General features: G+C 69.7%; 22 protein-coding genes and 4 pseudogenes. 16 read left to right on the top strand and 10 right to left on the bottom strand.

The window, feature by feature from the left end; translation table 11 throughout:
- The first annotated feature begins 464 nt into the window (after positions 1-464).
- Positions 465-1,599: pseudogene (locus ACZ573_RS36040) on the top strand (IS630 family transposase).
- A 470-nt stretch (positions 1,600-2,069) separates the two neighbouring features.
- On the opposite strand, the gene ACZ573_RS36035 reads toward ACZ573_RS36040, so the two are convergent.
- The gene (locus ACZ573_RS36035; RefSeq protein WP_471312708.1) at positions 2,070-2,465 is read right to left on the bottom strand and encodes a hypothetical protein; all 396 of its coding nucleotides are present in this window, start codon (positions 2,463-2,465) and stop codon (positions 2,070-2,072) included.
- Positions 2,466-2,995: 530 nt separating this feature from the next.
- Between ACZ573_RS36035 and ACZ573_RS36030 the strand changes: the two genes are divergently transcribed.
- A complete protein-coding gene (locus ACZ573_RS36030; protein ID WP_471312706.1) occupies positions 2,996-3,877 on the top strand; it encodes a hypothetical protein in 882 nt (293 codons plus the stop codon).
- 847 nt (positions 3,878-4,724) lie between these two features.
- Here the strand turns inward: ACZ573_RS36030 and ACZ573_RS36025 are convergent.
- Positions 4,725-5,945: a DUF418 domain-containing protein gene (locus ACZ573_RS36025; RefSeq protein WP_471312704.1), complete on the bottom strand. Its 1,221-nt coding sequence runs from the start codon at positions 5,943-5,945 to the stop codon at positions 4,725-4,727.
- 710 nt (positions 5,946-6,655) lie between these two features.
- On the opposite strand from ACZ573_RS36025, the gene ACZ573_RS36020 reads away from it, so the two are divergent.
- The 4 genes from ACZ573_RS36020 (at position 6,656) to ACZ573_RS36005 (ending at position 8,355) form a co-directional block, all read left to right on the top strand.
- Complete coding sequence (locus ACZ573_RS36020; RefSeq protein ID WP_471312702.1) at positions 6,656-7,093, top strand: hypothetical protein; 438 nt, start codon at positions 6,656-6,658, stop codon at positions 7,091-7,093.
- A gap of 71 nt (positions 7,094-7,164) precedes the next feature.
- Positions 7,165-7,428 carry a hypothetical protein gene (locus ACZ573_RS36015; RefSeq protein WP_471312700.1) on the top strand — a complete coding sequence of 88 codons (264 nt, stop codon included), beginning with the start codon at positions 7,165-7,167 and terminating at the stop codon, positions 7,426-7,428.
- Positions 7,421-8,179: an ABC transporter ATP-binding protein gene (locus tag ACZ573_RS36010; protein WP_471312698.1), complete on the top strand. Its 759-nt coding sequence runs from the start codon at positions 7,421-7,423 to the stop codon at positions 8,177-8,179. The genes ACZ573_RS36015 and ACZ573_RS36010 overlap by 8 nt, the downstream gene beginning before the upstream one ends.
- Positions 8,167-8,355 (top strand): hypothetical protein, encoded by a 189-nt coding sequence (locus ACZ573_RS36005; protein WP_471312696.1) that lies wholly within the window; start codon positions 8,167-8,169, stop codon positions 8,353-8,355. Before ACZ573_RS36010 ends, ACZ573_RS36005 begins: the two co-directional genes overlap by 13 nt.
- Before the next feature lie 238 nt (positions 8,356-8,593).
- Here ACZ573_RS36005 and ACZ573_RS36000 read toward each other — a convergent pair.
- A pseudogene (locus ACZ573_RS36000) lies at positions 8,594-9,328 on the bottom strand (IS481 family transposase); the annotation flags it as partial.
- A 582-nt stretch (positions 9,329-9,910) separates the two neighbouring features.
- Between ACZ573_RS36000 and ACZ573_RS35995 the strand changes: the two are divergent.
- Together ACZ573_RS35995 and ACZ573_RS35990 are read left to right on the top strand one after the other, a co-directional pair.
- The gene (locus ACZ573_RS35995; protein WP_471312694.1) at positions 9,911-10,300 is read left to right on the top strand and encodes a peptidase inhibitor family I36 protein; all 390 of its coding nucleotides are present in this window, start codon (positions 9,911-9,913) and stop codon (positions 10,298-10,300) included.
- A gap of 197 nt (positions 10,301-10,497) precedes the next feature.
- Complete coding sequence (locus tag ACZ573_RS35990) at positions 10,498-10,833, top strand: hypothetical protein (RefSeq protein WP_471312692.1); 336 nt, start codon at positions 10,498-10,500, stop codon at positions 10,831-10,833.
- 416 nt (positions 10,834-11,249) lie between these two features.
- Here ACZ573_RS35990 and ACZ573_RS35985 read toward each other — a convergent pair whose 3' ends face one another.
- On the bottom strand, positions 11,250-11,588 hold the full coding sequence (locus ACZ573_RS35985) for a hypothetical protein (RefSeq protein WP_471312690.1): 339 nt from the start codon (positions 11,586-11,588) through the stop codon (positions 11,250-11,252).
- 1,219 nt (positions 11,589-12,807) lie between these two features.
- On the opposite strand from ACZ573_RS35985, the gene ACZ573_RS35980 reads away from it, so the two are divergent.
- The 3 genes from ACZ573_RS35980 to ACZ573_RS35970 all read left to right on the top strand — a co-directional run bounded on the left by ACZ573_RS35980 (position 12,808) and on the right by ACZ573_RS35970 (position 13,949).
- Positions 12,808-13,248, top strand: coding sequence for a hypothetical protein (locus ACZ573_RS35980; protein WP_471312688.1), 441 nt, complete (start codon positions 12,808-12,810; stop codon positions 13,246-13,248).
- Between the two features lie 153 nt (positions 13,249-13,401).
- Positions 13,402-13,536 (top strand): hypothetical protein, encoded by a 135-nt coding sequence (locus ACZ573_RS35975; protein WP_471312686.1) that lies wholly within the window; start codon positions 13,402-13,404, stop codon positions 13,534-13,536.
- Positions 13,537-13,694: 158 nt separating this feature from the next.
- On the top strand, positions 13,695-13,949 hold the full coding sequence (locus ACZ573_RS35970) for a hypothetical protein (protein WP_471312685.1): 255 nt from the start codon (positions 13,695-13,697) through the stop codon (positions 13,947-13,949).
- 19 nt (positions 13,950-13,968) lie between these two features.
- Here ACZ573_RS35970 and ACZ573_RS35965 read toward each other — a convergent pair.
- Positions 13,969-14,106 (bottom strand): annotated as a pseudogene (locus ACZ573_RS35965) (transposase); the annotation flags it as partial.
- Positions 14,107-14,267: 161 nt separating this feature from the next.
- Positions 14,268-14,693 carry a winged helix-turn-helix transcriptional regulator gene (locus ACZ573_RS35960; protein WP_471312683.1) on the bottom strand — a complete coding sequence of 142 codons (426 nt, stop codon included), beginning with the start codon at positions 14,691-14,693 and terminating at the stop codon, positions 14,268-14,270.
- On the opposite strand from ACZ573_RS35960, the gene ACZ573_RS35955 reads away from it, so the two are divergent.
- The 5 genes from ACZ573_RS35955 (at position 14,663) to ACZ573_RS35935 (ending at position 20,092) form a co-directional block, all read left to right on the top strand.
- On the top strand, positions 14,663-15,460 hold the full coding sequence (locus ACZ573_RS35955) for an NADPH-dependent F420 reductase (protein WP_471312681.1): 798 nt from the start codon (positions 14,663-14,665) through the stop codon (positions 15,458-15,460). The two genes, ACZ573_RS35960 and ACZ573_RS35955, sit on opposite strands and share 31 nt — an antisense overlap.
- Before the next feature lie 108 nt (positions 15,461-15,568).
- Positions 15,569-15,814: a hypothetical protein gene (locus ACZ573_RS35950; protein ID WP_471312679.1), complete on the top strand. Its 246-nt coding sequence runs from the start codon at positions 15,569-15,571 to the stop codon at positions 15,812-15,814.
- Positions 15,815-16,047: 233 nt separating this feature from the next.
- A complete protein-coding gene (locus tag ACZ573_RS35945) occupies positions 16,048-16,383 on the top strand; it encodes a hypothetical protein (protein WP_471312677.1) in 336 nt (111 codons plus the stop codon).
- Positions 16,384-16,610: 227 nt separating this feature from the next.
- Positions 16,611-16,979, top strand: coding sequence for a hypothetical protein (locus tag ACZ573_RS35940; RefSeq protein ID WP_362238714.1), 369 nt, complete (start codon positions 16,611-16,613; stop codon positions 16,977-16,979).
- 92 nt (positions 16,980-17,071) lie between these two features.
- Positions 17,072-20,092, top strand: coding sequence for a hypothetical protein (locus tag ACZ573_RS35935; protein ID WP_471312675.1), 3,021 nt, complete (start codon positions 17,072-17,074; stop codon positions 20,090-20,092).
- 522 nt (positions 20,093-20,614) lie between these two features.
- Here ACZ573_RS35935 and tpg read toward each other — a convergent pair.
- The 4 genes and pseudogenes from tpg to ACZ573_RS35915 all read right to left on the bottom strand — a co-directional run.
- Complete coding sequence (gene tpg, locus ACZ573_RS35930; protein WP_471312673.1) at positions 20,615-21,169, bottom strand: telomere-protecting terminal protein Tpg; 555 nt, start codon at positions 21,167-21,169, stop codon at positions 20,615-20,617.
- 5 nt (positions 21,170-21,174) lie between these two features.
- A complete protein-coding gene (tap, locus tag ACZ573_RS35925) occupies positions 21,175-22,335 on the bottom strand; it encodes a telomere-associated protein Tap (RefSeq protein WP_471312727.1) in 1,161 nt (386 codons plus the stop codon).
- The gene (locus ACZ573_RS35920; protein WP_471312732.1) at positions 22,332-22,721 is read right to left on the bottom strand and encodes a hypothetical protein; all 390 of its coding nucleotides are present in this window, start codon (positions 22,719-22,721) and stop codon (positions 22,332-22,334) included. The genes tap and ACZ573_RS35920 overlap by 4 nt, the downstream gene beginning before the upstream one ends.
- A 361-nt stretch (positions 22,722-23,082) precedes the next feature.
- A pseudogene (locus ACZ573_RS35915) lies at positions 23,083-23,250 on the bottom strand (helix-turn-helix domain-containing protein); the annotation flags it as partial.
- Between the last annotated feature and the right edge of the window lie 4 nt (positions 23,251-23,254).

Here is a 23,254-nt window from a genome sequence, read left to right as displayed (position 1 = left end):
TCTGCCCGTGGTGCTGGGTTTCGCGGTGGTGTGGTTATTGATCGCGTTGGTTCCGATGCGGAGTCCTTCCGCCCGTAGGGCGTGGGGGAGGGGTGTCCTGGGTGTCTCTGTACTGATTGTGCTGGTCGCGGCTCTTTTCGGTGCTTCGGCGGATGTGGGTATCGGCTATGAAGGGCCGTCGCCTGTGTTGCTGGCGACGCTGGGGGCAGCGATCGTTGTGGCGCCTGGTGCTATTGCCGCGCTGGTGCGCAGCGGCAGAAGCGGTTAAGACTCCCTGCCCTGGCGGGGGAGCGGGTGTAGCCCTGGGGCGGTCTGTCGGGTGCATGGCCGCATCCGGGTGTCCACCCGACAGCCGGCCCGGAGACCCTCCGCCACTGCTAGTGCCGCGTCAACCAAGGTTTGCCGTGTGTGACGCCGCGTCTGGAAGGTGATCTGGGCGCGGTGTTGTGCATCACGCTGTCCGGGTGACTGAGCGTGTGCGGGTCCGCGAGATCGACGACGACAAGGGGCAACGGTTGCTGCGGATCGTGCGGCGGGGCACTGGCTCGGTGGTGACCTGGCGGCGGGCCCAGATGGTACTGCTGTCCGCGCAGGGCATGAACGTAGCCAAGATCGCCGAGGTGACGTTCACCAGCGCGGACCGCGTCCGCGATGTGATCCATAACTTCAACGCCGACGGCTTCGTCTCGCTCTACCCGAAAATACAAGGGCGGCCGGCCGAGGACCTTCACCCTGCCCGAGCGGCGTGAGATCAAGAAGATCGCCAAGTCCAGGCCAGTCGAGCACGGCCTGCCGTTCTCGACCTGGAGCCTGGTCAAGCCGGCCGACTTCCTGGTCGCGGAGGGGGTGGTCGACGACATCAGCCACGAGGTCTACGCATCTTGCTCCGCGAGGAGGGCGTCACCTTTCAACCCGTAAAGACGTGGAAGACCTCGAAGGACCCCGACTACGCGGTCAAGAAGGCCCGCGTCGAGCACCTCTACGCTATCGCCGACGGCGAGATCCTGCCCGAGCCGGGCGAAGCCGAGGTCGTCTTCTGCCTCGACGAGTTCGGGCCGCTCAACCTGCAACCCCACCCCGGCCGACAGCGGGCCGAAGCCGGTGGCAAGCACAAGGACCCGGATCGTGAACCGCGGCCGCGCCGACGGGCGACCTGCAACCGCCCGCACCGGGGTGAGGCACCTGTTCGCCGCCTACGACCTGTGCAAAGACCAGCTCTATGGACACATCAAGAAGACCAAGAACCGCTCCAAGTTCCTGGAGTTCTGCCGTTACCTGCGCTCGCTGCATCCGACGGACGTACGCATAGCGATCGTCTGCGACAACTACTCTCCCCACCTGACCACGAAGCGGTGCCAGCGGGGCGGGACCTGGGCCGCGGCGAACAACGTGGAGATCGCCTACACCCCGACCAACAGCTCCTGGCTCAACCGGATCGAGGCCCAGTTCACCGCCCTGCGCTACTTCGCCCTCGACGGCACCGACCATCCGAGCCACAAGGCCCAGGGCAGCATGATCCGCCGCTACATCATCTGGCGGAACAAGCACGCCGCGGACAAGCGCCTCAACGCCCTCGTGTGCAGGGCAAACGCCGCCTGATCGGCATCCGCGAACCCCCTCACCACAGATGCAGGAAGCTCCGGACGCCGCCATAGCCGTCCAGAGCTCGACCGTCCACGTCAGTCGGGTCGGCCTCGGCACGCGACGCCAGCGACTGCACCAGCGCGAGAGCCTCATCACTGAGACGCCCGAAGCGTCGCGCGGTGTGTCCCAGGCACAGGCCGGCCAGCCCGAGAAGAGGACTTCCCGCAACAGCCCGCGGACCGCCTCGGCTCTCGGGCCCTACTCTCGCTGCACCAGGCCGGATCCGGTCGACTGCCGGAGCCGGGCCCGACCTGGTCAAGGGGTGCTGAGAGCCCCGCCGCCGGGCCACGACCACGTGGCTTTCCGAGGACCGCGGTCCGAGGAACTGATCCTCCCAGGTGGTCCCTTCACACCACCCAGGCGCCGGTGCAGCGGCATCCGGAGGCCGTCCCGCCGGAGTCCGAGGACGCCGTGCGGCTTTTCGCTCAGGCCGGGCGGGAGGCTTCGGCACCGGCGACGGCCGCCGGGTGCGCGAGCGGAACGACGGGGTGGACACCGACCAGAGGGTCCGCCGAAGCGTGGGCGTCCGCCAGGGCGGCGGCCACCGCGTCCACGAGCGGGTCGGGGGCGTCCGCGCGGCGGGCCAGCACCAGGCGGCTCGGCGGATGGCCGTCGACAGGGACGAACGCGAGGCCAGGGCGCGCGTGCCGGCGCGCGGCGCCGGCCGGAAGTAGCCCGGTTACCCCGTCCCACACCACCGCGTGCAGGCAGGGGCGCGCGGTGAGCACCAGGCTCTTGCTCTTGCTGCGTACGACGCTCCCCGAGCAGTAGGTGCTCTTGCCGTTGAGGGCCTGGCCGTCGAAGAAGAACGTTCCGACCATGGGCAGACCGTCGAAGTGTCGCGCCGTGGGAGTGCCTGCGGGGGCGCCGGCCGAGTCTCGGGCCGAGGGCGAGGACGAGCCTGGGGACGGCTTCACTGCCTGTGCGTCCACGGGCTGGGCCTGAGCCATCCGTTCAGCGGTCCAGTACTCCTCTTCAGGGGCGACGGAGCGGGAGGGGGAAGGGGAAGCCGGCGGGAGAGTGGCTCGGGGAGGCGACGCCGAGGGTAACGGCGTGGCCTGCGGTGGAGATGCCGCCGGGGGCCGGGGTAAGGAGGGAGAAGCGGAAGGGGAGGCCGGCATCGAAGCGGTCGGAGCCGGAGTGCCCGAGGCCATAGCGGCAGGGCCGGCGAGTACGACGGTCGTGATGCTGAGAGCGAGTGTGGTCAACCATTTGGATCTCAAAGAACTTACTTCCTGAGCGAGGCGATAACGCGGAAAACGAGACGTAATAGTCCGCCAGTTCGACGAGGGGGCAGACTATGCAGCGGTTTGAAAGATCGTCAACGGAAATGAAAAGGGTTCAAATGAGCATGAACTGGATGAGGGTCGGTCTGGCCACCTCGCTGGCGCTGCTGCTGTCCGGGGTGTCAGGCGGCGCCTTAGCGGTGCCCGCCGCGGATCCGCCCCGGCCCATGCCCAGTGGTGCGGAGCTGCCTGTGACGCCGGGGGAGCGGATCAGCATTTCGACCGACGCAGGGGTGTCCGGGGACGCCTGGAACGGTGTCCGGGTGGTCTCGCCCGCCTTCGTGTCGGACGGCACCCTGCGCATGAACGACCGAGTCCTCACGGCAGTCGTGACGGTGTCCTGCACGGCCGCTCCCGGCTCCTACGAGGTGCGGTTCGGCTCGCCCGTCGGCGACGAGAACGTGTCCAAGATCGACCGGCTGTGGGGGAGCGTCCGGGTGGCACCGGCTGAAGCGGCCGAACGGGAGGCGTGCGAACGGCGGGTGGCCGAACTGCCGCCGGTGTCCCAGGAAGAGCGCTGGCCCGAGGACTCGGGATGGCCGGCGACACCGTGGGACGTGCGTTCCGTGCGGCCCGGGGAGCGGATGACGGCCTCGGACGGCTTCGCGATGGCAAGCGACGGGGAGGTCACTCTGTCATCCCCTGCCTTCACGCGGTCGGTGGTGATGCACGGTGCGAAGCTGGTATCGGCCGTCGTTCAGATCCGGTGCGATGCACAGCCGGGGCTCTACGTCGTGCGCTGGAACGAGCAGGGCAAGTCGGCGAAGATCTGGGCCCGCTACAGGGTGGTCGACACCGCCGCACCAGGCTGCCAGGACCCGGTGGTCACACCCCAGGCGAGTTCCCTCAGGCGGTCGGCTCCCTGGCTGCTCGGCGGCGCCGCAGCTCTGACCGCAGCAGGTGCCGCCGGCTACGCCGTCCTCCGGCGCCGTAGGGCTTCCCGCTGACGCCGATGGTGCTGGTCCGCTGGCGAGGATCCACTCAACCCATTGCGGCGCGACGTCTCAGCAAAAGCATTGCGGCCGCAGGATCGGAGTGCGGCATTTCGGTTTCTACTATGGCCGAAAAAGTCTGAGCCATGTCTCGAACGCTCCACAGTATTTAGTGATCGGTCAACTAGGCGAGACTGCCGGATGCTGGTCGAAAGAATGCAACGCGCAATATGCCGTGGGGGAGACACGCTCCACGTTCATCAGAGCGGCGATGTGTGCGCGACCATGCAATAGGTGACAGGAGCGTGCTCGGCAAGCGGCTCTCAGCGCAGTCGGGTGACGCTGATGCATTCGAAGGGGAACCGCTGGTGACAGGCATCTTTCCAAGTGGACGGAGAAACCCCCGAAGCGTCCGCCCACGTCCGGACCGGGCTGGCCCCCGTCCTGGATCATCCCGAGGCCTCCGCACCGGTCTGCTGACCGTGTGCGTCCAAGTTCAGACCCAGGACCGCGTCGACTTCTACGCCGGGCTTGCCGTGCCGTCCGCGAGTACCTGGACCGCCTGAGCCGCGCCCGGAGGGGCTGGCAACCGGCGCTGCTGGCCATTCCGGTCCCCTCTGGAGGCCTATCGCGCGCTCTGGCTGAGGGATGCTCTCGTCAGTGGCGTCCATCAGGGCCAAGAGCCAGTCGACCATGCCCGCGGACGCTCCCGTGCAGGCCTGAGCACCAAGATCCGCCGTGCGGCCGACGGCCGGGCCCGCCTCCTGGCCTTCACCATCACCGCAGGCCGTACTGACCGGTCGACTTCGCGCCCTGGCCAGTCTTGCCGCTGCGGCGGGACGCGCAAGGCGGTGGGTGTGTTTCACCGGGAGGCTGCTGACTGGTCGCGGTCGTGGGGGAGCCGTGCGAGGGTGACCGCGCGGAGCAGCCATTCGACCGGGGCGTACCGGTATCGAGCCGTGAGCCATCTGCTGAGGGCGAGTTGACCGGCGTAGAGCACGAGTGCGCCGAGTACGACGACGGCCGGGCTGAGTCGGTCGTACAGGGCCAGTCCGTAGCCGGTGAAGACGAGGGCCATGATCAGGGACTGGCTCAGGTAGTTCGTCAGGGCCATCCGGCCGGCGGGGGCGAAGACCGCTGCGATCCGCGCGCCGCAGGCGGTCTTCATCAGCAGGAGCATCCCGCAGATGTATGCGGCGGTGAGGGCGGGGGCCGTGACCGTTCCCACCATCGGGCCGAAGATCGACCATCGCGGACCGAGCGGCCCGAGGACGGCCAGGGCCATGAAGAGGCTGCCGGGAAGGCCGACGGCGGCACCGAGTACGAGGATGCGGCGCATCCGTGCGCGGTGGTTCCCCGTGTCGGCGAGCAGGCGCCGCTTGCCGCAGTGCAGCCCGACCAGGAAGGCCGTCCCGACGAAGCCGCTCATCAGCAGCATGGCGAGGAACTGGTCGGGCAGCTGGCCGATGTTGGCCTGCACGACGGACGACGCGTCGCCGCGGTAGCCAGCGATGAGTTCGGGCAGGCCTTCCGCGAGTTCGGCGTCCGCTTCGGCTGTTTCGGCATCCGACATGAACAGGGTCCCCGAGCCGAGAAGGAGGAGGAAGACGCCGAGACATCCGTACAGGATTCGGGCGGCGCGGAGTGCCGCGCCGGGTGTGCAGTCGCGTGCGGCGATGAGGATCAGGCCGAGCACCGCGTACGTCGTGAGGATGTCGCCGGTGTACAGGAGTACGGCGTGCAGGACGCCCAGCACGAGCAGGCCGAGCGAGCGGCGCAGCTGCCGGGGAACGGCGCTCGTGCCGGCGCGCTCGGCGGAGGCCAGCTGGAGGGTGAAGCTGTAGCCGAAGAGGAAAGAGAACATCAGGTAGAACTTGCCGACCGCGAAGGTCAGGACGACACCCTCGACGGTCCGGTCAAGTGCTGAGGCCCCCGGATCGGCGATGGCTCCGAGGCCGTACGGACCGGCCATTATCAGCGCGTTGACCAGGAGGATGCCCATGAGCGCGAAACCGCGCAGGGCGTCGACCTCCGGTATTCGTGCCGGCCCGTCTCCTCGTGTGTGCGCGGCTGTCAAAGACACTGCTTCCCCCAGGTGGTCGTGGGGGCTCCTGCCCCTGCCGTACATGTGGGCGGCGTGGCGAGTGATCCTCGGGCGGAACTTGGCAGAGCTGACGGGAGGAGCGCCGCACCTTGGTCCGGTGACGGTAGCCCAGTTGAAACGCCAAGAGCTGAGAGGCACGGGTGGCCCGCAGGGGGGAACGGACAATCGGACAGACGTCAAGGTCGCCTGCATCGCGCCATCTTGACCGATCCGGTTATGCGGGGGAAGAATTGCGTCACTGAAAAACTGTTTTCCGACAGTCGCGTGGCGCGGCGTGCAAGTTTCAGCCGTGGCGCTTTTCGTTAAATAATTCCCGTTTCAACTTAACCGGGTCGGAAAGCCCGTTGGATTGCCCTCTGTGGAGGATCCGCCGACGTTTTCCGGACGTCATGGCCAATAGTGTTGGCCGAACGTGCGAAGATGGCCCAGCAATACTTGGTGAATGAGCATAGATTCCGCAGCGTCAAAGGATTGGGGGGCGTGTCACCCGTGATCCTGTTCACCGCACTCGTCAATTGATCAGACGCAGAGCTGCGGGATACGTTCCTTGAGCACGCCCCGGCCAGACCAACCGGATCGGATTCGGGGAGAATTACGGGGAAGAAGACCGCGGGGGCACTGGTTTTGCTTGGAACCATCGCCGACGCTCCTGCATGCCTTCTTCCCCGACTACGCACCAAGAAGTGTGCGTGAAGCGCACTACTCTGCGCGCCGCCGGGATCTCGGCGATCGCCGCTGTTGCCATCGGAATCGCTGCGCCCGCGGCCAGCGCTGCCACTGAGGCGCCGGTCCGGACCGTCGCCGCGGTTCAGACGGCCGACGTCCAGCAGCCGACGGGCTCGCTGTCGCTGTCCACGGCCGGCAACACCGCGGCCGTTGGTGGCCCCTCGAACGGCGAGGCATCGGAGGCCGGCGCCGGCAAGCTGGTCAAGGCCGCGTGGGAGGCCATCAAGAGGGCCGGCCTGGCGAAGAAGGCCTATGAAGCCGCGAAGGGCGGCATCGGCAGCTTCAGGGCCTGGGTCAGCGGCCTGTCGGACTTGAACCCGGTGAAGTGGGCCATCTATGCCGTGCCGAACTACGCCCTTGGCGAGCTCATCGACTACATCGTGAGCCAGCTCTCCCGCTGATCCCCCTCCTGCCCGCCGGGCCGGACTCCCACCCGGCGGGCAGGACCCGCCCCGTCCTGAAAGGTGAACGCGTGGCCCTGACCCGTGAGACAGTCATACGCAATCTCTGGGCGTCGTCGGCGCTGTTCATTGCAGCCGCCTTCATGGCCTTCGTCGTGGTGCGTTCGGACGCCGCGGTCCGTGTCGGCTGGATACTCTACTTCGCCGGCTGGCTGCCACCTCTGACAGCGCTGGCCATCTGCGCCGCCCGCAAGGAGAGCCCGGGCGTCGGGGGAGTCTTCGCAGCGGCCCTGCTGGCCACCTTCGGCCTCCTGTTCTGGCTCAACCATGCCTGAACAGCACAGCTCCACGGCAACAAACCCCGGCCGACCCGACGCCGTGCGCGCCAAGGGCCTGACATGGCAGCGCAGAGGCAAGCGGATCGTCGACAACGTCCACCTGAACGTGCCGACAGGGGTGATTACTGGTTTCCTCGGAGCGAACGGCGCAGGAAAGACGACCACACTACGCCTGATGCTCGGACTGACATCCGGCCAGGGAACCACGAACTACTTCGGGCGCCCTCTTGCCCAGTGGCGGGACCCGGCCCGGATCGTCGGCGTGGCCATGGGAGGCGTCGCAGGACACCCCCGCCACACCCTCACCGCCCATCTACGCATGGTCGCGGCCGGTGCGGGAGTACCGGACAGCCGTGTGCCCGAAGCCATCGACCGGGTGGGCCTCACCGGCACAGCAGACAAGCGACTCGAAGCACTGTCACTGGGCATGGCCCAGCGCGCCGGGATCGCGCAGGCTCTGCTCGCCGACCCGGCCGTGTTCTTCCTGGACGAACCGGCCAACGGGCTCGATCCCCACTCGATCCGCTGGCTACGCGACACCCCGCGGCAGCTGGCGGACGAAGGGAAGGCGGCACTCGTCTCCAGCCATCTACTCGCCGAGATGCAGCAGCTGGCCGACCGAGTCGTGGTCCTGGCGCGAGGACGCGTCGTCGCGGAGACCTCGATCGAGGATCTGGCCCGCCTCGGCGCCGAGGTCACCCTTCAGAGCCCCGTGCCGGCGAACTCGCCGAGCCCGTGGAGCGGCTGAACGGTTCCTTCCAGTTCCTGGACGAGGGCAGGGCCAAGATCCGCGGCATCAGCCGGTTCCAGGTCGGCGACCTCGCGGCCGAACGGGGCATCCCCGTCCACTGGCTCGATGAACAGGCGCCTTTCCTGGAGGACTACTACCTGTCGGTGGCCGAAGAGGAGTTCCGGATTTCATGAGCCTGACGACGCCCACCCTGGACGCGGGCGTGGACCCGGTCACGCGGGCAACCGCACTGCAGCGCGCGATACGTTACGAATGGCGTCACCTCGCCGCCCTGCGCTCCACCTGGATTCTCCTGTGCGCCATCGCGGCACTGAGCCTGCTCGCCGGAGTGACTGCGCCCATCGGGCTGGAACCCGGAACGGCCCCGTCTTCGTGGTCGATGGTGGTCGCCTTCAACATGGACGCCATCTCCCTGCAGCTGGTGATCCCGGCCGCGGTGAGGGTGTCGCGCCAGGCGTGGGATTTGTAGCAGGAGCCGTTGTCGGTCAGAACGCGTTCGACGGTGATCCCGCAGGCGGTGAAGTAGGCCTGGGCCCGCTGCCAGAAGGCGGTCGCGGTCTCCTTCTTCTCATCCGCGTGGATCTCGCTGTAGGCGAGGCGGGAGTGGTCGTCGACGGCGGTGTGGATGTACTGGTAGCCGGCGCCGGTCTTGGTCTTGCGGCCGGCTTGGCGGCCGAGGGTCTTGTGGCCGCCGCCGTCGGGAATGTTGCCGAGTTTCTTGATGTCGACGTGCACGAGTTCGCCCGGGCGCTCGCGTTCGTAGCGGCGTACGACACGGCCGGTGGCCCGGTCCAGGTGGGTCAGGCGGGCCAGTCCGTAGCGGGTCAGCACGCGGTGGACCGTGGAGGGCACCAGGTCCAGCAGGTGGGCGATGCGGGCCGGGCCCCACCGGCGGGTGAGGCGGACCTTGATGATCCGGCGTTCGGTGCGGGTCGGGGTCCGGCGCGGGCTTGCGTGCGGGCGGGACGAGCGGTCGCTCATACCGGCTTCGCCCAGGGCCCGGTAGCGGGCAGCCCATCGCTGGGCGGTGGTGGGTGAGACCTGGAAGCGTTCGGCGGCCCGCCGGAGCGGCCAGCCGTCCTCGACCACGCAGCGGGCCAGCCGCAGCCGTCCGGTCTGGGTCAGGGGTGCATTACGGTGGGGCACGAGGGCCTTTCTGGTCGCCGGTGCAGATGTCGCAATCCACACCAGGCCAGAAGGCCCTCACCCATTTCAAGATCTCTCAGCCGAGACCTGCATCACCCGTCCACAACCTCCCGGGGCAATACACCTAGACGCTGACGGGGTCCAGGGGCTGGCCTCTGGGATTCCTGGTCCGCAGTCGACGACGGGCAAGACCTCCTTCAGGTTCAGCCATGATCGTGCTCTCGTCCGACAACCAGCCGGCCTAGCCTTCGAGGGGCCATCGTCCGAGCTCACGGGCATCTGACACCTCTCCCCCGCGTTTGTGGCACCACCGATTGAGCTCGGTGCGAAGTGGAGCACTACCGATCCGGCTCGTACGAACAACCCCTCAGGAATCGGTGGACGACAAACCGCTCACATGGGGAGTTCCGGCTCTGATGGCACGAAGAGCCTCGAACATGCCTTATCGCGAACGAAGTTCAACGAACTGGCTGATTCATCCGTAGCCGCTCAATCGGTGTACCCACCAGACTTCTCGGTGGCAGCCCGAGCCTCGACGGTGCAGGCCGCCACGGCAATCTCGCCTCAGTCGAAGGAGGGGTAATGAACCGTCGGACAAAGTTCACCCTGGCCGTAACGACCGGACTCGTCGGTGCAGCGCTTGCACTCGCGCCCGCGGCCCAGGCCGACGACGTCTCGATCAGCGGCTACGACAACTGCGCGTCCGGCTGGATCTGCTTCTACTCGGAGAGGGACGGGGGCGGACAGAAATGTCAGTGGTCCCAGAGCTCCACCGACACCCGTTCCCAGTGTTCATGGATGCGAGCCGGCACGAACACCCGGTCCGTCTACAACCGCACCAATAGCAGGTTCCACTACTACCACAGCGTCAACTACACGAATCGGATCGGCAGCACCACCGCCGGCACCAGGGGAAATCTCGCGGGGACCTACACCATCGGCTCCCTCTGCGCCGGCTCCTGCCCGGGCTGACATCGACCTCCGGTGCGTGTGCCGGGACGAGATCCAGACTGGCGCCGCGCTGATGACCGAGATCGGGAAGTTCGGCACCCGGCGGCCGAGCCCTGTACGACCTGCGCCCCGGCGGGCGGCGCCGCGGGGACTGGTCCGGCGACACACCCTGACCGGTCGGCGGGTGACACCTACGTCCTGTCGCCCGTTGATCCCATATGTCTGTACTGCCGTCACCTGAAGAGATCGACGCCGCCCGCACGCCCAAGGGCGGATGTACGCGTGCCCAGCTCGCCGAATGGGGTGTTCCATGGCCTGCGGAGAAGGGTTGGAAGGCAGAGCTGATCGCACTCTGGGAGACCGGCCAGCAGGGCCACGCGTCCGCGCCCCTCCCCGCGCCCGCGTCCCGGCTGTGGGTCTCCCCGATGGCGGCCCGCTCCCGCTCCACCACCCCCACCGCCGCGGCCCCCGGACAGCCGGCCCCGGCCGAGGCCGCCGTCCCCGCACACAAACAGCAGGCCACGCCCACCAAGGGAGCGGGGCGGGGGCGCTGACAGGGCGTCCGGCCCGGGGGAGCGACCAGGTGACAGGGGCGGCCGCGTCAGCTGGACGGGGGTGGCCGCACCAGTTGCAGGGGGGTGTGCCGGGGTGGTGATGACCGGCTAGCAAGGCGCCGGGACGGCGAGGTTCCCGGCGAAGCCGTGGTCAGCGATGCCCCAGACGATCCCAAGCTCCTCGATCAGCCGGTCCCAGGCCCGGCGCTGGGGGACGCCTCCCGGGCGGCAGCCAAGGCTGCTGGTCGGAATTCCGACCAGGGGCACGGCCTTGGGCTCGGGCGCGGCCTCTGCCGGGTGAGACGGCGGAGAGGTGGCCGGCCCCCGAAAGGAGGGGCGGCGGTAACCGGAGGGTGATTCGCGGACCAGGGCCGCGATCCCGCAGGCAACAGTGTGGAGGTGTAGCCGATCCTCGGTCAGTAGACCCAAATGGGGTGCGAGCTGAACCGGTGCCAGGGCGTGCCGAAGCTCTCCGTCCAACAGTCCGTGTCCTGCCAACCGGTGACCTTGTCGGACGCCCGGCCGTCGGGCAGGTACGCGATCAGGTCACCGGTGCAGTCTGAGTCGTTCGGACCGCTAGCGTCGCGCATGATCAGGATGGTGTGGCCGCTGCGGTTGTAGACCACCCCGCAGAACGGCCACGAGCAGTCGTCGCTGCCGGCCGGCGCGGTCTGACTTGCCACTGCCGCCGGTGCCCCGGCGCCCAGCAACATTGCCGCGGTGGCCGCGGCCACCGCGAGTATGCGGAATCGCACGCTTGTCCCCTGTCGAAGAGGCCCCGTGTGGATGAGTGTTGGGGCCAGAGGGATGGCAGCGTACCGATGCGTCAGGGGCCGCTATAGCCCCGGAACCGGACACTCTGGCGGGGCCGGATCAGGCCTCCCGCAGACGCCTGGGCGTGTCGAACCACCGGTGACGTCGCGGCGACGGGCGTCGCTGCCGAGCATGTCTGCCAGAAGGTGGCCGGAGCCCACGGCCAGCGGGTCGTGCGTGGTGCCCTTCCAACCTCCCTCCAGCGACACGGGATGGGTGGCAATCTCTGCCTGGTCGGCCATGTCCCCAGCCTGCGGCGGACCACCTCGTCCAGCACGCGGAGCGTGTATCCGGGGCGCGGTAAGAGCAGGGCTCGAGGTGCCCGACGCCGAGACGGCGGATCTGCCGCTCGTGGTGCCCGCGCTCACCGGGGCAGTCCTCACATTCAAACTGCGCCGACCTGCAAAGCCGGCAAAGTAGAGCCGCCGTTTGCAGCCGGTGGCACGGTGTTCGGCGGCACCCTAATCCGGCGTCATCCCCGCGCACGAGACGGAAGCCATGCTCCAACAGCGACCCGACACAGTGGCTGTGAGCGTCCCCAAAGCGGGTCACGACGTACACCTGGAACACCCCCGAGATCCAGCGCCAGGCGCTTCAAGAATTCCTTGAACAGGTCGCCGACCAGCCTGTTCGCGGGCCGGCCTGCCCCCGACACCTTGGGACGCGTCCACGTATCAGCAGCACGGTGCGCTCCGGTCCGGGGCGCCGTGGCTCACTGCCAGGGAGCCAGGTCACCGTTCCGTTGATCCAACCGACGCCGTCGACGGTGCTGGCGGGCATGGACAGCACGTTCTCCATCGGACCCCAGAGGTCAGACACTCCTCGCCGGTGCCTGCTCGTTCCCGGCCGCGCGCTGCCCCGACACGGTGGCCCTGAAACAGAGGTTGAGACGGGGGCCGCCTGGTGGCCTTCAGCCCGGTGGTGGCACGGTGCGGGCCTACGAACCCCTCGTCCGCTGCGCCGCCTCGATGATCGGCTTCCAGATACGGGCCATCGCCGTTGGGAAGCCTGAACTCTACGACCGCTGGCTGCGTGAGCTCTGGCAGCTGCGGGCCGCGGGCACCCTGCGCACGGCCGTACACGAGGAGCTCCCCTCGACGACGCCGCCCGAGCCCATGGCTCTGGTGCGCGGGTGGCAGCCGGGCAGGCTACTTTGCTCGGATGAGTCTCCTTGATGATGTGGCCGAGCGCGACGGCTGGCAGTGCTGGGTGTGTGACGAACCGGTCGACCCCGACGAGTCGGTGAACGACCCGCGGGGGCCCAGTGTCGACAGCCGGACCGCCGACCGGAAGGCCAAGGTGGCCGAGCGGCTCGCGCACCGCGGGTGCAACACCCGCAAGGGTGCGGTCAAGGTGGTCATCGCCTGGCCGGAGCGCCTGTACGTAGTCGAACCCGCACCGCTGATCGCCGTCGCCGAGAGGCTGGAGCGCAAGGGTGGCCGCGAGATGGTGGGCCGTTGTCCGACCAGGAAGGACGCCCAAGAGGCGGCGGATTGGCTGGTGGACCGGTTCTCCCGATTGGTACCGGGAATGCTGGTGACCGCCGACATCCAGGCGGGCGGCGGCCAGTTCCTCGTCATCCTGGCCACCGGCCGCCGCTGAGCGGGGATCACCCACACACACACGAGTCGAGACGGTGGTCATCTGACCGCCGCCGCACCGCCCGGTCCCGCTCCGGCCGCCGTGCCCGCTGCTGCGCCGCGGGTGCGGGAGGCCCCGGATCCGTGGGCCGCTCCTGCGCCCGCGAGTACGGACGTGAAGCGCGCCTGGGGGCCGTTGACCGAGGGCCTGACGGTTCCCCGTGACCTCGACCTCGGCAACCGGCCGCGCGCCCTGGAGCAGCTGAGGGTGCAGCTGGCCGAGTACTCCCAGATGGTGTCGATGGTGTGAGAGGTCCTGCCGGAGCGGGACGCGGGCCTCCTGATGGGCTCACGCCAGTGGCCGCTGCTGGCTGCCCGCATGCAGCAGGTCGGGTCGAGACGATGGAGCGGGCCCTGCGTGACCGCTCAGCAGAGGGCGAAGCAGCGGGAGTCCTGGTCGGAACCGCATTGAACGACGACGACGCGGGATTCATCGAGCACTGGTGCGTACAGGTTGGGACGCGGGCTGTGCCGGGTAGTCCGCTGCTCGGACTGGCCGGCCTGTGTCTGGGACACGCCGCTCGACGCTTCGGTCGTCTCGGTGATGAAGCCCTGGCGCTGGCGGAGTCGCTGTCGGCGAGGGCCCAGGCGGATCCGACGGACGTGGACGGTCGGGCCCTCGACGGCTATGACGATGTCCGGAGTTTCCTGCACCTGTGGTGACGCCGCCTGTCGTAGCAGGTCAGGCGACGTTTGCCCTGCTCACGAGGGCTTTGAGGCGCTTGTCGGCGGCGTGCTTGTTCCGCCAGATGATGTAGCGGCGGATCATGCTGCCCTGAGCTTTGTGGGTGGGGTGGTCGGTGCCGTCGAGAGCGAAGTAGTGGCTACGTAGGCCACATGCAGGAACGGTTGTTGCCGGATTCTGGGAACGACCGTGGGAGGCTGCTGCGGGAAATGTTGGCGAGAAACAGGAACGGAGCCCGCGGGTGTCGCGCGACGGCAGCCAGCAGAGGCAGCGGCCAGGGTAGTGGAACCTCCTGGCTAGCTGCTGTCCTGGCGGTCTTCCCGGGGTGCGAAGCGGACCTGGGCCGCTAGGACGACCTCGGTGTAGCGCCCCGCCCACGCGCCCATCGCACGGATCGGGCCCAGCAGTGCGAGGCCCGCCTCGGTGAGGGAGTAGTCGACGCGCGGTGGCGCCTCGGCGTACGCCTGGCGTACGACCAGGCCGTTGCACTCAAGGCGACGCAGGGCTTCGTTGAGGACCTTGGGGCTGATCCCGCCGATGCGGGTGATCAGCGCGCGCGGCCTCATGGGTCCGCTCTCGCCGAGGATGTAAACGATCACGCTGTCCCAGCGGTTCGACAGTACTTCGAAGGCCACCCTCGCTTGGCAGTCTGCGGCGTACTCGCCGCCGCCCAGGTCCTCGCCCAGGTCTTGTGCGCCTGCCTCTACCGCCGCGTCGCTCATGCGTTCATCCTGCCCGGCCCGATGCACACCATGTGGTGTGCATCGGCGCGCCTAGCGTCCTTTCCGTCACACCTCGCACATCTCGCGACACGGGCGACAGGAGCAAGCACATGCGCATCGGCATTCTTGGTACAGGGGCGATGGCCACGGCCCTCGGCGCGGCCTGGGTACGCGCCGGCCATAACGTTCGGGTGGGCGGTAGGGACACCGAGGCGGCCTCCCACACCGCCCTGCTCACCGGCGCCTCCGAGCACGGCAGCCTCGCCGAGGCCGCGGCCCACGGGGACGTGGTACTCATCGCCGTACCGGCGGACGCCGCCCCGCAGTTGTCCAAGGAACTGGCCCCCCTGCTCGCCGGGCGGACGGTGATCGACTGCACCGTTCCCATGTCGCCAGGCGAGGACGGCCCTGCCCTGACCACGGGCGGCGCCACCTCCGTCGCCAGGCTCATCGCGGACGCCGCTCCCGGCGCCCATGTGGTCAAGGCGTTCGGGGTGTGCCACGAGAGCATCTGGACCCTGGACCGGCCGGCCTTCGAAGGGGCCCCGCTGGCGGTGCCGTTCTGCACCGACCAGCCGAGCGCCGCCGAACGGGTGACGGAGATCATCACCTCGATGAACTGCTCGCCTCTGCCCTGCGGCGGGCTCGATCGCGCTGCCCTGCTGGAGGCCACTGCCGTCTTCGCCATCGGCGTCTGGTGGTCGGGCGCCGAGGCCCGCTTGGCGTTCCCGGCCCCGGCCCTGGCCCCGGGGGCCGTGGACGACTAGCCAGGACCTTCCGGCCGATCCCGCGTGCGGCTGTGGATCGAGTGGGTCCTGCCAAGTCCGTTGCGTTGCGCACGTGAGCACAACCACGGTCCCGAAGCAAGCACCGAGGTGTTCTCGGAATTCGGCGACATCTCGGTTGCTGTGTGTGATTTGGCGTTCGGTCGCACCCGCTGGTTCACCCCCCTCGGCGTGGAGGGGTATGCGAAGCCGTTCCGCACTTCCGAGCAGCCGGGCTCCGTGGTCGCCGTGCCGCCGTCCAGCGGGCGTGTGGTGCGGTTCGGGCTGATGGAAACCCGCCTGCCCAGCAGCCCGTACGCCGGTGCCTACATCGCGGAGCCGGCTGACCACGTGTAGGCCGTCCGGGGAGGAGCGGGGGTCGCGATGGTGGCCCCCGCTTCGGTTTGTCCGAGGCCGGTTCGCCTCCCCCGAAGGGGTGATTTTCGCCCTCGTGTACGCGTAGGCGACTTGTGCGGTGCGCCTCCAACGTGCCCTGAAATAAGGGCTATTGATAGCAAACGGGATCTTTCGGCATCTTTCGGGCTCGGCCCGGTCGTCGGGCTGCTCGTGTGCGGATTGGAGTGGGGTTCATGGTGCGTGAGGTGTTCGACGAGGGGCAGGCGGCGGGCTGGCTGCGGGTGCCGGTCGCGGCGTGGCGGTGGGCGACGGGTTCGGGTCTGGTCCCGGCGGCGGACGTCGGGCCGGGCCGTTGGTCGCGTGCGGTGGTGGAGGCCGCCGACCCGGAAGCGGTCCGCGCTGCGCTGCGGGGGATCGAGGCCGGGGTGGCGGCGGACCGGCTGACGGAGGCCCTCGGGGTGCCGCTCCCCCTCGGTATCCCCACAACCACCCGCATGACCCAGACCCAGATCAGGGCCGCGACGGAGTCCTGCAGGACCGCTCGGCCACTCTCATCCGATACTCGGTGATGAGGGTTTTCGCGGTGGCGCCGGGCGGGACAAGGACGTACGCCACGGCTGCCGCGGTGTGGGCTGATCCGGGCGGGGGCGGGTTTTTGCGGGTGTGGGCTCGTCGGGGCAGCGGGTGCACCCCTGACGTACCCGTGTTTCGGGGCAGGACGCACGGAGACAATTACGAGTGGCACACCGTCGGCCTTCTCAGGCCACGGCGGCTGGATTCCGGGGCAGGGGGGAGCATGTCGCGTGCGTGGAAGGCCGCGGCCATCGTGGTGGCCTTGGCGGGAACGGGCTCCACACCATTGATCTGGGCACTGGACGGTTCGGACGCCGGACAGCTCACCGGGGCGTCCATCCAGGCCGCCGTCGGCATCGCGGCCCTGGTCTGGGCACTGCTCCAGCCCCGCGCCCCCCGCGACACGACGCCCCGTACGGAGGACACGGCGGTGCGGACCGGTACGGCGGACGCGAGCGGCGGTGCGCGCGCCGTCTCGGGCATCAGGCGCCAGCCGGGCCAGGGCAGCAGCGGTTCGGCGAAAGCCGAGGACACCGGCAACGCCAGAGCCACCGGCGAGAACAGTCGCGGAGTCAGCGGCATCGACACCTGACCTGCCCCTCGGCGGTCAGACCCTGGCACCCGGCAACCAGCCGGCCCCCACGGTTGAGAGCAGAGCCGGCCGAAGGCGAGGGACATCCGCTCATGACACTAGGAGACCACCAGCCCGGCGAACCGCCCCCCTCCGACCCCGCCGACGAGCAGCAGACAGCCGCCGGCACCACCCCCACCCCCACACCCGCATCCACGCCGACGACCGGAGAGGCCCCCGGCCCCACGATCCACGTGTCCGGGACCGGGAACGTGAACGCCTCCCATGGAGCCTTCGCCAGCTCGGGCTACGTCGACCACGTGACCGTGGTACAGCCTCGGCGATCCCCCAAGGACGCGCAGGGCAGTCCCGACGTCCCGGCACTCTGGGAGCTCCGGCGACGGCGCATGGCCGGTGCGATCATGCTCGGGTGGGTCACACCCCAGCTCCAGGACGCCCGCAAGCGGCTGCACCTGGTCGACGTCCCGATGACCCTCGCCATCAGCACCGACCAGCCCACGCCGCTTCCCCCCGGCACCCCACCACGCGACGTATTCGAACGATCCGCTCGGCAGCTGCTGATCCTCGGGGAGCCGGGCGCGGGCAAATCGACCCTCATGCTGCGCCTGATGGAGGACCTGCTCCGCGACGGCGATCCGTGGACGACACCTCTGCCCGTACCGGTCGTCGTACCGCACGACCGTCCCGCCCCCGCCGACGTGACGGACTGGCTGATCCCCCAGGTGACCGCCTGGTTCGACCTGAAGCCCGCCGAGGTCGCGGCACTGCTCCATTTCGGCCTGCTGGTCCCGTGCCTGGAGGGCCTGGACGCCGTCGCCGAAGCCCACATGGAAGGATGGGCAGCGGCTGTCACCGAGCACCTTCACCGGCACCGCGAGCAACCGATGGTCGTAGCGAGCCGCGAGGCGACGGCGCAGGCCATGCACCTCGGCTCGGCCCTCACCGGCAGCGTCCGGATCCAGCCCCTCACCGACACACTGCTCGACGATGCCGTCGCCTTACTCGGTGACAACCGCCACCCCGTCCAGGACCTGCTCGCCGACAACCCGGGCATCAGAGAATGGTGTACCACCCCGCTGATGCTGGCGGTGGTCGCCGCAGTGGACCCCGGCGACTGGGACGCCCCCTCGCACGACGAGGTCCTGCAGTTCGCGGTCACCTCGTCCGACCCCCGCCACCTTCAGGCGACATGGGAATCGGCACAGTCCAGGCAGCACCTGCGCGAGCAGTACGCGGCCCTGCGGCACTACATCAACAGCCTGCTGCGGGAACCCGCCCCTGCTCCCGCCACCCCACTCCGCAACCCCCGCAACACCCGCAGGACCAGCAAGAGCCGGCCGTTCGAACGACCCGTGCCTCCGGTACCCACACTGCGCTCGGACCCGAAGCTGACCCGCGGGCTGCGCGGCCTGGCGCGCGCCATGAGGTACAGCGGGCAGGAGTACTTAGACGGCGTCACCCTGCTGGCCGCCTCGGACCCAGCCGAAGCCCGCCTCATGGGTGCCCGGCACTTCGCCCCGCGGGTACGGCAGGAGATCCTGCGGGACCTGGCGATCGCCGGAATCGTTCTGAGCACCCATGCCTACTCCATGGCCCCGGGCGTCCTGCTGCTGTTCGGATGGTCGCTGCTCATGCTCCGGTACACCCAGGTGTACGGCGGGCTGCTCGAGGCTCCGGCTCTGCGCTGGGTCGGGCGCTGGACCCACGTCCTGCCCGGCCAGTGGGGCGCACCGCTGTGGACGGCGGCCCTGGGCTACGTGGTGACGTTCGCGTACGCGCTGATGACGAGGCTGCCCTCCGGGACGGCCGCGGTCGTCGCCGCCATCATGGCGGCCGCGCTCCTGGTCGTCGGAGCCGGCGCTGGCCTGGCCAAGTTCCGTACCCGCGGCACCGCGGCCGACCCGAGGCGCTCCCTGCTCCGCGTCCTGCTGCGGGGACTCGCCGCCGCAGCCGTGCTCGGCCCGGTCCACGCGGCGGCGGCGTGGTGGTGCGCGGAGCTGGCGGGGACGAAGAGCTTCTCGATCGGCCCATGGGCCGGCGACGCGGCCTTCGCCGGCTTCTACGTCTTCACGGTGTCCGGCGGATTCGCGCTGATGCGACACGGGATGGACCGGCTGCGGCTGAGCCTGAACTACGGCGTGCCCTGGCGGCTCGCGGCGTTCCTGTCGACGGCGACCGACCACGGCCTCCTCGTGGTCACCGGCAAGGGGTACCGGTTCGTGCACTCCACGATCCGTTCCGCGGTCGAGGTCGCCCTGGCCGGCCAACCCGTCGACGCATCCGCCCCCACCAGCACCTCCGGCCCTTGGGCGAGCGGGTACGACAGGCCGGACAGGCTCTTCGCCGGGGTGCTGGACGAGACGGTGGCACGGCGCGACATCCGCCTGAAGCTGGCCGGGCGCCCCGACCTCGGGGAGGAGGGCCTGCGGGAATCCCTAACGGCCCGGCGGTCCGCGGTGCTGTCCCACGTATCCGGTCACGAGGAGGCGTACCGTGCCGTGCTCCACCACACCCGGGCCGCCGACGATGCCGACCCCACGATCAGGTACTACCTCCCGATCGCCCTGGTGTGGCTGCTCCTCGGCACCAGCCCCCTCGTCCGACTGGTCGTTTACGACGGAGAGCCGGTCGGCCTCCTGGAGGGGGCCCTCAGCATCGGGCTCGTGCTCGCCCTCCTGATCGCACCACTGTGGGTCCTGGGCCTCGAAGACGACGAGCACCCCATCGCGGCGCCGGTCATCGGCACCGTGTACGTCCTCGTGGCCGTACTGTCCCTGATGTTCGCGCTCCTCGGAATCCTGGACAGCCGGTTCGGCCGGGCCTCGCCCGACGCGTTCGACGGCCGGCACCTGGTGGCGGCGTGGCTGGGGACCTTCGGCCTGCCCGCCGCGGCGGCGGCCGTCGGTTACGGCATCGGCCGGTCCCTCGACCGCCTGCTCATCGGCCGCCCCGTGAACTGGCCCGCCGCCGAAGCCGCGTTCGAGGAGTGGACGGCTGCCCTGCAACACGAGGCCCTGACCCGCGCCCACGCCCTGCTCGACGACGAACCCCGGCCGGACCCGCCCCGACGCGACGACCCCCGCGCCGACCCCGGATCACCGCCCGGGGCGTAATCCGGCACGGGCGCCACCTGCCCGCCACGTGCCGGTGAGCACGGTCCAGCCCACGTGATGAGGCGATACCTGCGGGGCGAAGCGCCTCACGCAGAGCCCCGGCCACCGGCTCGGGCGCCACGTACGGCCCGTCGCCGCGCCGCAGCGTGTCCTTGGCCTCGTGCTCGGCCTCCAGCTCCTCGACCAGGCGGGCGATGGCGTGCGCGTGCCCCTGTCCCCGGCCGCCCAGGGCGGTTCTTGCACCCATGCACTCAGCCCCGCAGGTAAGGAGCATCCGTGTACGGTCGAGGTCCGCCTCGGCATGGGGGGACATCGTGAGCCCCGGCGGGCCCGGCCCGACCTGTTTGTCAGTGGGCGGCTCTACCCTGCGGCCATGACGCCGCCCGGATTCAAGTGCACCTACCTCCAGCCTCTGTTCGCGGACGAGACGGAGACCTGCGGTCCGGGGTGACGGGGCGGGTGCGCGGCTGCCCTGTGGGGCTGGCCCACCTGGTTCCGTCGGGCTGGGCTGCCGTGGTCTCTTCAGAAGGAGACGTCGATGTAGTCGATGTCGGTGAATTCGACTTCGAGGTGGTCGGCGCGGGTTCCGCCGTCCTTGAAGTAGATGTCCTGCAGGCCTTCGGCGACGATCGCCCGAAGTTCCGGATCGCCCGCGCCTTGCTGCTGGGCGTTGAAGAGGCGCTGCGCGTAGGCGGGCGGGAGGTGGACGGTGAGGCGTCGCATGCGGCCGTCGTCGGTGGTGCCGATGGGTGCGGTGTAGTCGAAGCGGGCGCGGGTTTCGACGGTGATGCCGGTGCTGGTGGCGGCTTCCTTGAGCCGCCGGTTGCGCACCACCGGCTGCCAGCGTGCGCGCATGGCGGTGTCGATCCGGTCGGTGATCGCCTTGGGCGGGGTTTTGCGTTCGCCGGTGCGGTAGCGCTCGACGGACCGCTGGGTGATGCCGAGCTCGGCGGCCACGGCCCTGGTGGTCTTCAGCTTGCCCATCAGGAAGTTGATGCGGCCCTTCAAAGTTTTGGGCGGGTCTCGCGTGAACGTCTCGCGGCCTGCGCGTTCCAGGGCGTCGTCGATGTCCCCCACGGTTTCTATTCTCCTTCGTCGGTGACGGCGTCGCCGCCCTTGATGTGGCGGGCGGGGTTGAGGCCCTTCTCCATGAGGTCGACGGCCCACGCCATCTCCTGGACGCCCTCGAGCTTCGCGAGGCCCGGCGTCGTGCCGAGGCGGAAGGCGCCGGGGAGCGGCTTGCCGGAGGTGGTGTAGGGCAGGAAGTCGAGCGGGGAGGGTCCGCCGCTCGCGTAGACGACGCAGTCGGAGAGCACGCCGAGCGGGTACTGCCCCGTCGCCTTGGCGGTGTTGGCCAGCTTGCGGTGCATGTTGACCCGCGCTTTGGAGATGACGGCGGCCCGGATGTCGGGCCGCCAGGTCGGCCGCTCCAGCGCCGGCCACCGCTCCCCGTCGCGGTAGTGCCGTCCCTGGGGGCGTTCGCGGGGCTTGCCGATGCCGCCCTTGACCGTCGCCTTGATCGCAGCGAGGACGGCCGCCATCCCCGGGTCGATGGTCTTGTGGTGCTCCATCGCGGCGAGGAACTGCCGGTCGTCCAGATCGGCGGTGACGCCGAGGTCGGCGAGCGTGTCGGCGTAGGCGGTCTTCAAGCGGTCGTGCCACGGATCCAGGTACGCACCCGTCTCCCTGCGCAGGAACGCCTTGATGGGGGAGACGTCGTAGCCGAGTTCCTGGGCGTAGGCGAGGGTGTGGGTCTGGTACCAGGCCGGTCCCTCGGTCCGCTGCCCGGACGGCGTGAACGGCGAGGGCAGGCGCGGGTCCAGCTCGATCCCGGACAGGTCCACCAGCCAGGACCCGGGGATCTTCTTGTTGAACTTCGGGCGGTGGAAGTGGTCGGGTGCGGACAGGCCGACGACCAGGCGCGCGGAGGCGGCGAGGAACGCGGTGTTCAGGTCCAGCCCGACCGCGTACGGCAGCAGGCACTCCTCATCCGACAGCAGCTGCGGGTCCCGCACCCACTGGTACGCCTCCTCGTCGAGGAACCCGCCGGTCCAGCCCTGCGCAACGGGGTGTTCGGCGGGGGCCTCCGGCGGGGTGGGGTCCATCGACTCGGTGCCGAGCGAGCCTGGGTTGTAGGGGACTCCCACGCACCCGTGGTCTCGTTCTTGACGGCGCGGGTCGGCGGCCGCAGCGCGGTCATGCTCCAGCCCGGAGGTGGCGGTGGAGCCGCGCGGGGTGATCACCCGGGCCGCGTACCCAGCACGCGGGCGACGTCGGCCGGCTCCATGTCGGCGACGCCGGGCCACGACCGGGTATCGAGCGCGTCCCAGGACAGGATCGCGAGCTGCACGCACCGCCGCCGGCCGGCCTGCGCCGGCCGGTAGATCCGCGCCCACGGCCCGAACCCGCGCTTGGTGAGCTTCCACTTCGCCTTCGCGACCTGCTTGACGACGGGGTGGTCGTCCTCCAGACGCAGGGAGCGACGCTGCTCGTGACCCTCCAGCCGCTCGGGCAGGCCCAGCCGTACGGCGGCCGCCGCGGTCAGCACGACCAGCGGGTCGGATTCCTTGCCGTTGCGGTTCAGCCGCGGCGTACCGAGCCCGGACTCCTTCAGCGTCCACTCCACCAACTGCGGAATGGTGGTGGCCGGGGCAGTCCAGCACGATGCCGTCCACGCCGTACGCGCTCCCGTCACCGTCCAGCACCACGAGCGGGCCGTGCGGGAACCGCGGGTCGACGGCCGGCAGTGCGGCGGCCTTCCTCGCCGGGCGGCGCGGCGCAGCCGACGGCCCGGCCGCCGCCACCGGGGCCTTCACGACCGGATCCGGCGCCGCGGCAGTGGCGCCAGCGGCGGGCCGGACAGAATCGGCGGGCTGCTCCGTGGGCCCGGTGAACGCCTCCGCAACCGCCGCGGGCACCGGCACGGGTGCGCCCTCCAGCAGCCGCAGATAGGCCTGCAGGCGCGGCGGCCTCGGCTCGGAGCGGCCGTTCTCCCAGTTCTTCACCGTCTGCGGAGTCGACTTCAACGCGGCCGCGAGCCGGGCCTGCGTGACACCGGCCGCCTCACGCAGCCGCGCCCGCTCCGCCGGAGACGGCAACCGCGGCTCACCCTCCAGCAGCGCGTCCACCGCATCGAACAGCTCTTCCTGGCTCGGCATGGCC

Source organism: Streptomyces sp. NPDC040545 (assembly GCF_055595065.1).
The sequence above is the reverse complement of the archived record's forward strand: the minus strand, read 5'-3'. Positions and strand labels throughout refer to the sequence as shown.